Raw genomic sequence first — 8,008 nt, forward strand, 5'->3', positions numbered from 1 at the left:
AGGTCGACCGTGCCGTCGTCGTCGACGACCGGCTCGCCACCTCGACCCCTCACGTCCACGCCATCGGCGAATGCGCCCAGCACCGGGGCGAGGTGCCCGGCCTCGTGCAGCCCGGCTGGGACCAGGCGCGCGTCCTGGCCGACGTGCTCACGGGTGTCGACCCCGAGACCGTCTACGAGGGCACGAGCGTCCTGACGCGGCTCAAGGCCCACGACATCGACCTCGCGAGCATGGGCACCGTCGACGTCGACGTGCACGACCCGGGCCACGAGGTGCTCACCTTCACCGACCCGAGCCGCGGCCGCTACGCCAAGCTCGTCCTGCGCCAGGACCGGCTCGTCGGCGCGATCCTGCTCGGCGTCGGCGATGCCGCCGGCGCCCTGACCCAGCTCTACGACACTGGCGCTGCCGTCCCTCGGGATCGTCTGGCGCTCATGCTCGGTCGCGCGGTGACCCGCTCCGGGGTCCCGGAGACGGCGAACCTGGCCGAGATGCCCCGCACCGCGGTCATCTGCCGCTGCAACACGGTGACGAAATCGGCCATCGTCGGTGCCTTCCGCGCCGGGGCGGACTCCATCGCCGGGGTCGCCGAGGCCACGCGGGCCACGACCGGCTGCGGCTCGTGCAAGGGCGCGGTCGACGGCCTCTGCACCTGGCTCCGCTCGTCCGAGCCACAGTCCACCCCGTCCGCCCCGTCCGTCCCGCCCGCCGCCACGACCCCCGACCCGGTGTCGGCACCCGCCGCCCTGACCGAAGGAGCCGCATGATGTCCACCACCCCCGAGAACGCAACGGGCACCGCCACCCGCACCGTCGTCGTCGTCGGTCACGGCATGGTCGGCCACCGCTTCGTCGAGGCGCTCCGGTCGCGGGACACGGAGAGCACGTGGAAGGTCGTCGTCCTCTCCGAGGAGGCGGACGCGGCATACGACCGCGTGGGACTGTCGTCCTACGTCGGGGCGTGGGACCGCGGTGCGCTCGCCCTCCCGGGCAACACGTATGYAGGTGACGACCTCGTCGGCCTGCGACTCGGCACCCGCGTCGAGCACGTCGACCGACAGGCGCGCACCGTCACCACGAGCGCCGGTGACGTCATCGCGTACGACTCGCTCGTCCTCGCGACGGGCTCGCACCCCTTCGTGCCGCCGGTGCCGGGGCACGACTCCCTCGGCTGCTTCGTCTACCGCACGCTCGACGACCTCGACGGCATCYGGGCTGCGGCCGAGGCTGCCATCGAGCGCGCGCACGCCGAGGGACGCGAGGCCAACGGTCTCGTCGTCGGTGGCGGACTGCTCGGGCTCGAGGCCGCCAACGCCCTGCGCCTGCTGGGTCTGACGCCGCACGTCGTCGAGTTCGCACCCCGGCTCATGCCGCTCCAGGTCGACGAGGGTGGCGGCGTCGTCCTCGAAGGCCTCATCAGCAACCTCGGCGTGCAGGTGCACACGGGCGCGGGCACGCAGTCCATCGCGGCCCAGGACGACGGCCGCCTCGCGGTCGAGCTCTCCGACGGCACGGCCCTGCTCACCGACCTCGTCGTCTTCTCCGCGGGTGTGCGACCCTCCGACGCGGTCGCCCGCGCGGCAGGTCTCGAGGTGGGCGAGCGCGGCGGGGTCGTCACCGACACCGCCTGCCGCACCAGCGACGAGCACGTCTGGGCCGTGGGCGAGGTCGCCGCCGTCGAGGGGCGCTGCTACGGCCTCGTCGCGCCCGGCTACACGATGGCCGAGGTGGTCGCCGACCGGCTCCTCGGCGGTGAGGCGACCTTCCCCGGCGCCGACCTGTCGACCAAGCTCAAGCTCCTCGGCGTCGACGTCGCCTCCTTCGGCGACGCGATGGCCGCGACGCCGGGGGCGCTCGAGATCGTCCACACCGACGCGACGAAGGGCACCTACGCCAAGGTCGTCGTCAGCGACGACGCCCGTACTCTCCTCGGCGGCATCCTCGTGGGGGACGCATCGGCCTACACCACGCTCAAGGCGTACGTCGGTCGCGAGGTGCCCGGCGACCCCGGGGCGCTCGCGTCCCCGGCCGGTGCCGAGCTGGGCGCCGACGCGCTGCCCGACGATGCCGTCATCTGCTCGTGCAACAACGTCACGAAGGGCTCGATCTGCGGGGCGATCGGCGAGGGCGCCTGCGACCTCGCCGCGATCAAGGGTTGCACGAACGCCGGAGCGACCTGTGGCGGCTGCCTGCCCACGGTCAGGAAGCTCCTCGTCGACTCGGGCGTCGAGCTGTCCAAGGCGCTGTGCGAGCACTTCGAACAGAGCCGCGCGGAGCTCTTCGAGATCGTCTCGGCGACGGGCATCCGCACCTTCTCCGGGCTCGTCGCACGCTACGGCACGGGCACCGGGTGTGAGATCTGCAAGCCGACGGTTGCCTCGATCCTCGCGTCGACGAGCAGCGAGCACGTGCTCGACGGTGAGCAGGCCGCGCTCCAGGACAGCAACGACCACTTCCTCGCCAACATCCAGAAGAACGGCACCTACTCCGTCGTGCCGCGGATGCCGGGCGGCGAGGTGACGGCCGAGCAGCTCATCACGATCGGCCAGGTCGCCAAGGAGTTCGGCCTCTACGTCAAGGTGACCGGGGGCCAGCGCATCGACCTCTTCGGTGCTCGCGTCGAGCAGCTCCCGGCGATCTGGCAGCGCCTCGTCGACGTCGGCATGGAGTCGGGGCAGGCCTACGGCAAGTCGCTGCGGACCGTGAAGTCGTGCGTCGGGTCGACGTGGTGCCGCTACGGCGTGCAGGACTCCGTGGGCATGGCGGTGGACCTCGAGCACCGCTACCGCGGGCTCCGGTCTCCGCACAAGATCAAGTTCGGCGTCTCGGGGTGTGCCCGCGAGTGCGCGGAGGCCCGCGGCAAGGACGTCGGCGTCATCGCGACCGACAAGGGCTGGAACCTCTACGTCTGCGGCAACGGCGGCCAGACACCCGCCCACGCGCGCCTGCTCGCGAGCGACCTCGACGACGACACGCTCGTGCGCTACATCGACCGCTTCCTCATGTTCTACGTCCGCACCGCCGACCGGCTCCAGCGCACGGCGCCGTGGCTCGACTCGCTCGAGGGCGGTCTCGACCACCTCAAGGCCGTCGTCTGCGACGACTCCCTCGGCATCGCGGCCGACCTCGAGGCCGCGATGGCCCGTCACGTGGAGGGCTATCAGGACGAGTGGAAGGCGGTGCTCGACGACCCCGAGAAGCGCGCGCGTTTCGTGTCGTTCGTCAACGCCCCCGAGGAGGCAGACCCCACCGTCACCTTCGACGAGTCCGGACCCCGCAAGGTGCCGGTCCTGCTCGGCCTGCCCACCATCCGCGAGAACGTCTGAGCCACAGAGGAACCCACCATGACAACGCTCACCATGACGCCGGTCGACACGGTGTCGACCACCTCACGCACCGTCATCCGCCCAGGCATCCTGCCAGCTCCGGGTATGCGGCAGTGGGTGGCCGCCTGCCCGGTGGGTCGGCTCGTCCCGGGCCGTGGCGTGGCGGTGCTCCTGCCCGGTGGCGCGCAGGCCGCCCTCTTCCTGCTGACCACCGGGATGATCTACGCCGTCGACAACCTCGACCCCTACGCCGGCGCGGCGGTCATCTCGCGCGGCCTCACGGGTGACCGCGCCGGTGAGCCGACGGTGGCCTCCCCGCTGCTCAAGCAGGTCTTCTCGCTGCGCACAGGTGCCGCCCTCGACGACCCCGACGTCACCCTGCCGACGTATGCCGTCCGCGTCCAGCACGGCGTCGTGAGGATCGGCGTCCCCCTCCCCTGACCGTCGAAGGGCCACGTATGGCCGCCTCCTCCCCGTCGAMAGGCCACGTGTGGCCGCTTCCTCCCCGTCGAAAGGCCAATCTCTGCGGTCGTGCCGATGGCAGAGATTGGCCTCTCGACCAGGGCGGAGCGGCCACACGTGGCCTCTCGACGGTTGAAGCGGGGTGGGTCAGGCGGTGGTGACGAGCGCGTCGCGGAGGGCGGCCTCGAGGTCCGTCGTGGGTCGGCCGATGAGGCGCGACAGGTCGCCGGTGTCGGTGAACAGCGCACCCTCGGCGATCCCGCGGTCGCTGTCGGCCAGCACGCCGGCATACCCCTCAGGCAGACCCGCGGCGACGAGCGCAGCCGTGAGGTCCGCGACCGACAGGTCACGGTAGACCACCTCGCGACCGGCGACGCGACCCACCGTCGCGGCGAGCTCACCGAGCGTGAACGCGTGGTCGCCACCGAGCTCGTAGACGGCGCCCTCGTGACCGTGGCCGTCCTGGTCCGCGAGCACGACGGCGGTGGCGTCGGCATAGTCGGCGCGCGTCGCGGCACTGACGCGCCCCTCACCGGCGCCACCGAGGACGGCTCCGTGCTCGAGGAACGTGGGCAGCTGGCCGATGTAGTTCTCGAGGTACCAGGAGTTGCGCAGGAGGGCGTGCGGCACTCCGGAGGCGGCGAGCAGCTCCTCGGTCGCGCGGTGCTCGGCGGCGAGGGTCAGGTCGGAGGTGTCGGCGCGCGTGATGCTCGTGTAGGCGACGAACCCGACGCCGGCACGCTTCGCCGCATCGATCACGTTGGCGTGCTGGGTGACCCGCTGGCCGACCTCGCTGCCGGAGACGAGCAGGAGCCGGTCCACGCCGGCGAATGCTGCATCGAGCGACGCCGGTTCGGTGTAGTCCGCGCGGCGCACCTGGACGCCGCGGTCGGCGAGGTCCGAGATCGACTCGGGCGTGCGGGCGATGGCGACGACCTGGGCGGCCGGCGTGCCGCGCTCGAGGAGGGCCTCGACGACGAGACGGCCGAGGTGGCCGCTGGCACCGGTGACGAGAAGGGTCATGACGTTCCTTTCGGGTGGGACTGACATCCCTCCCAACGGCCTCCTCGTCAACATACTTCCCAGAAGTTAGTACCCACTTTGAAGTAAGGTACTGACATGACAGTTAGTCCCACCCTGCGTCGGCACTTCCCCGACGGCATCTTCTCCTCCGACTGTCCCAGCCGCGTCGTCCTCGACCACGTGACGAGCAAGTGGGGCACGCTCGTCATCCTCGCCCTGGCCGAGGGCGAACCGCTCCGGTGGAGCGAGCTGCGTCGCCGCGCCGAGGGCGTCAGCGAGAAGATGCTTGCCCAGACACTGCGCATGCTCGAGGCCGACGGGCTCGTCCACCGCGACGCGAGGCCGGTCGTCCCGCCGCACGTCGAGTACTCCCTCACCGCGAGCGGTGGCGAGCTGGCCGAGCGCATGGTGCCCCTGATGGACTGGATCGCCGACCACGCGCCCGCGATCGTCGGCGACGCCGAGGCTGCGGCTACACGTTGAGGCGGTAGCCGCGGCGCACGACCGTCTGCACGAGGTGCCGGTCGGGCAGCGCCGAGCGCAACCGGCTGACAGCCATGTCGAGGGCGTGCTCGTTCTCGGCGTCCGGCAGCTCGTCGAGCAGTCGTTCACGGCTCAGCACGGCACCCGGCTCGGACAACAGCGCCGCCAGCATCGCCCGCGGCCCGCGCGCCAGGGTCACCGTCTCCCCGGCGAACCTCACGACGCGGCCGTGCACGACGAGCAGGCCCAGGGCGGTCTGCACCTCTGCGACCCCGTTGAGCGTGAGGTGCTCGACGACGGTGCGGACGAGTGCGCCCATCCGGAAGCGGTCCGGGACGATGGGCGTCACACCCAGGTCGAGGAGCGGCGCCGCCGTCACCGGTCCGACCGCAGCCGCTGTGACGCCGCACCGCAGGGCCTCGACGAGCACCCCGTCCATACCGAGCTGCGCTGCGGCAGAGACGAGTCCGTCGACGGCCGGGGCCGACGTGAACGTGACGACGTCGACCTCGCGGGCTGCGACCGCGGCGACGAGACGTCCCAGACGGCTCTCGTCCGTCGGGCGCACCCACCGGTACGGCGCGACGGTCAGCACCGAGGCCCCGGCAGATCGCAGCCGCCCGAGCTGCTCGACGTCCTCGTGCCCGTGCAGCTGGACGGCGACTCGCCGGCCGGCCACACCACCCTCGAGGGCCAGCTTGACCGTCGACGCCGTGCGCTCGTCGTCGGCGATGCCGTCGTCGTCGTGACCCGCCGCCCGGACCGCCCCGCGCGCCTTGGGCCCACGCACGATGATGCGCGCACGGTCGAGCGTTCGGGCGAGGTCCTCACCGAGGCCCGCAGCATCGGCGGCCTCGATCCACCGCCGGAAGCCGTAGGCGGTCGTGACGATGACGACGTCGGGGCGGGCCCCGATGATCGCGCGCGTGTCGCCGATGAGGATCTCGTCCTCCTCGACGGGGGCGATGCGGACGGCGGGCGCGTGGAGCACCTCGGCCCCACGGCGGACGAAAGCGTCGATGAGGTCGGCGGAGCGACGGTCGGACGTCACGGCGATCCGGAAGCCCTCGAGCAGCGGTCCCGTCGACTCGAGTCGTGCGGCATCGCGGTCGGGTCCCGTCAGGTCCGCCGACCACGCCGTATGCGGGTGGCCGTGTCGCGTCGCCGAGGCCGGCGGGGTGCTCGGCTCGCTCACGAGGTGACGTCCACGGGGAGCCCGGCGGCCGAGGCGGCCCCGACACGGCGGTCCCACACGGCCGACTGCCGGACCACCTCCCCGACGATGATGACCGACGGTGAGGAGGCGCCGGCCCGTGCCGCGAGGTCAGGCAGCGTGGCGAGCGTCCCGACGATGCTGCGCTGGTCCGGGGAGAACCCGCGCTCCACGACCGCGGCAGGGGTGTCGTCGGCGAGACCGGCGCGCGTCAGGGCCGTCGTCAGCGGCACGAGGTTGTGCATCCCCATGAGGAAGACGACGGTGCCGCCGAGATCCGCGAGCGCCGTCGCCTGGTGCGGTTCCAACGGCACGTGACCCGAGACAACCGTGAAGGCGTGGCTGACACCCCGGTGCGTCAGGGGGATGCCGGCACTGCCCGGCACGCCGACGGCCGACGAGACCCCGGGGACGACCGTGACGGGCAGCCCGGCCACGACGGCCGCGGCGACCTCCTCACCGCCCCGGCCGAAGACGTAGGGGTCCCCGCCCTTGAGCCGCACGACGGTGAGCCCGGCGAGCGCGTGCTCGACCATGATGCGCTCGATCTCGCCCTGGGGCACGGCGTGGCGCCCCGGCCGCTTGCCGACGTCGATGATCTCGGCCCCGGGCACGAGGTCGGCGAGGTCTCCCACCTCGGCGAGGCGGTCGGTCAGCACGACGTCGGCGGCGGCGAGCGCGCGCATCCCGGCGAGCGTCATCAGCTCGATCCCTCCGGGACCCGCCCCCACAAGGACGACCCGGCCACGGGGCGCCTCCCGCGCCGGTTCGGTCACGACGGGGCAGYGCCCCGCGAGGGCCGCACGAGTCCCGGACCAGGTGGATGCCGGTCCGACGAGGACCGCCAACCGGGCCCGCTCGCAGGCCTGTGTCGTCACGTCACCGGGCGATGCGGCGACCGACACGACGGCGCCTGCCCGCCGGTAGCGGTGCACCGCCGCGGTCGTCAGATCCGGCGGACCCACGACGAGCACGGGCAGGCCCGTGAGGTCGGTCTCGATCAGCACGGCGGCCTCCCGTCGCAGCTCGCGTTCCACGTCGGGTCCAAGGTTAGGAAGGGCGTGTTTCGTCCGCGTTTCCGTCCGGCGATGTCCTGGTAACGAGCTGCTCACCCGAGCGTGTGCGTGTCGTGCGTTCGCGCGGGCGCCTTCCGCCGCGACGCGCAGCCCGTCACCCCGCGGTGCCGACCTGACAGAGTGAGGCCATGACCAGCCCAGCACCCGTGCTCGTGGCGGTGGCCCATGGCACGTCCTCGGCTGCCGGCCGGTCAGCGATCGGAAAGCTCGTCGCCGCCGTGGCGGCGCGGCGTCCGGACCTGACCGTCCGGGCGGCCTTCGTCGACGTGCAGCCGCCCGGACCCGGAACCGTGCTGTCCTCGCTCGACGACGCCGCACCCGCGCGACTGGTTCCGCTGCTCCTCTCGGCCGGCTACCACGTCTACGTCGACCTCACCGGGGCGGCAGCTGCCGCCCCGGGCACCACGGTCGCGCCGGCGCTCGGCC

Annotated in this window: 8 protein-coding genes; 5 read left to right on the forward strand and 3 right to left on the reverse strand. The window is 72.6% G+C overall.

What is annotated here, in order from left to right; translation table 11 throughout:
- The 3 genes from AC1DP0_RS14205 to nirD all read left to right on the forward strand — a co-directional run.
- The coding region (locus AC1DP0_RS14205; RefSeq protein WP_478085197.1) for a (2Fe-2S)-binding protein at window positions 1–767 on the forward strand (767 nt) is incomplete at its 5' end.
- Window positions 767–3,325: a nitrite reductase large subunit NirB gene (gene nirB, locus AC1DP0_RS14210; protein WP_478085198.1), complete on the forward strand. Its 2,559-nt coding sequence runs from the start codon at window positions 767–769 to the stop codon at window positions 3,323–3,325. The genes AC1DP0_RS14205 and nirB, both read left to right, overlap by 1 nt.
- An 18-nt stretch (window positions 3,326–3,343) precedes the next feature.
- Entirely contained in the window at window positions 3,344–3,766 is a 423-nt protein-coding gene (gene nirD / locus AC1DP0_RS14215; RefSeq protein WP_478085199.1) for a nitrite reductase small subunit NirD, read from the forward strand.
- 168 nt (window positions 3,767–3,934) lie between these two features.
- On the opposite strand, the gene AC1DP0_RS14220 is transcribed toward nirD, so the two are convergent.
- Window positions 3,935–4,810, reverse strand: a complete 876-nt coding sequence (locus AC1DP0_RS14220) for an SDR family oxidoreductase (protein ID WP_478085200.1) — start codon at window positions 4,808–4,810, stop codon at window positions 3,935–3,937.
- A 96-nt stretch (window positions 4,811–4,906) separates the two neighbouring features.
- On the opposite strand from AC1DP0_RS14220, the gene AC1DP0_RS14225 reads away from it, so the two are divergent.
- Window positions 4,907–5,293, forward strand: a complete 387-nt coding sequence (locus AC1DP0_RS14225) for a winged helix-turn-helix transcriptional regulator (RefSeq protein WP_478085201.1) — start codon at window positions 4,907–4,909, stop codon at window positions 5,291–5,293.
- On the opposite strand, the gene AC1DP0_RS14230 is transcribed toward AC1DP0_RS14225, so the two are convergent.
- Window positions 5,283–6,416, reverse strand: a complete 1,134-nt coding sequence (locus AC1DP0_RS14230; protein ID WP_478085204.1) for a uroporphyrinogen-III synthase — start codon at window positions 6,414–6,416, stop codon at window positions 5,283–5,285. The genes AC1DP0_RS14225 and AC1DP0_RS14230 overlap by 11 nt on opposite strands.
- A gap of 68 nt (window positions 6,417–6,484) precedes the next feature.
- Window positions 6,485–7,513 carry a uroporphyrinogen-III C-methyltransferase gene (gene cobA / locus AC1DP0_RS14235; protein ID WP_478085202.1) on the reverse strand — a complete coding sequence of 343 codons (1,029 nt, stop codon included), beginning with the start codon at window positions 7,511–7,513 and terminating at the stop codon, window positions 6,485–6,487.
- 197 nt (window positions 7,514–7,710) lie between these two features.
- On the opposite strand from cobA, the gene AC1DP0_RS14240 reads away from it, so the two are divergent.
- On the forward strand, window positions 7,711–8,008 hold a 298-nt coding region (locus AC1DP0_RS14240; protein ID WP_478085203.1), incomplete at its 3' end, for a sirohydrochlorin chelatase.

This window comes from Terrabacter sp. P5_B1 (genome assembly GCF_056400505.1).

Excerpts from the sequence above, each read along its gene's own strand:
- nirD (WP_478085199.1), top strand. The coding sequence starts at position 3,344 with ATGACAACGCTCACCATGACGCCGGTCGACACGGTGTCGACCACCTCA.
- AC1DP0_RS14220 (WP_478085200.1), bottom strand. The coding sequence starts at position 4,810 with ATGACCCTTCTCGTCACCGGTGCCAGCGGCCACCTCGGCCGTCTCGTC.
- AC1DP0_RS14225 (WP_478085201.1), top strand. The coding sequence starts at position 4,907 with ATGACAGTTAGTCCCACCCTGCGTCGGCACTTCCCCGACGGCATCTTC.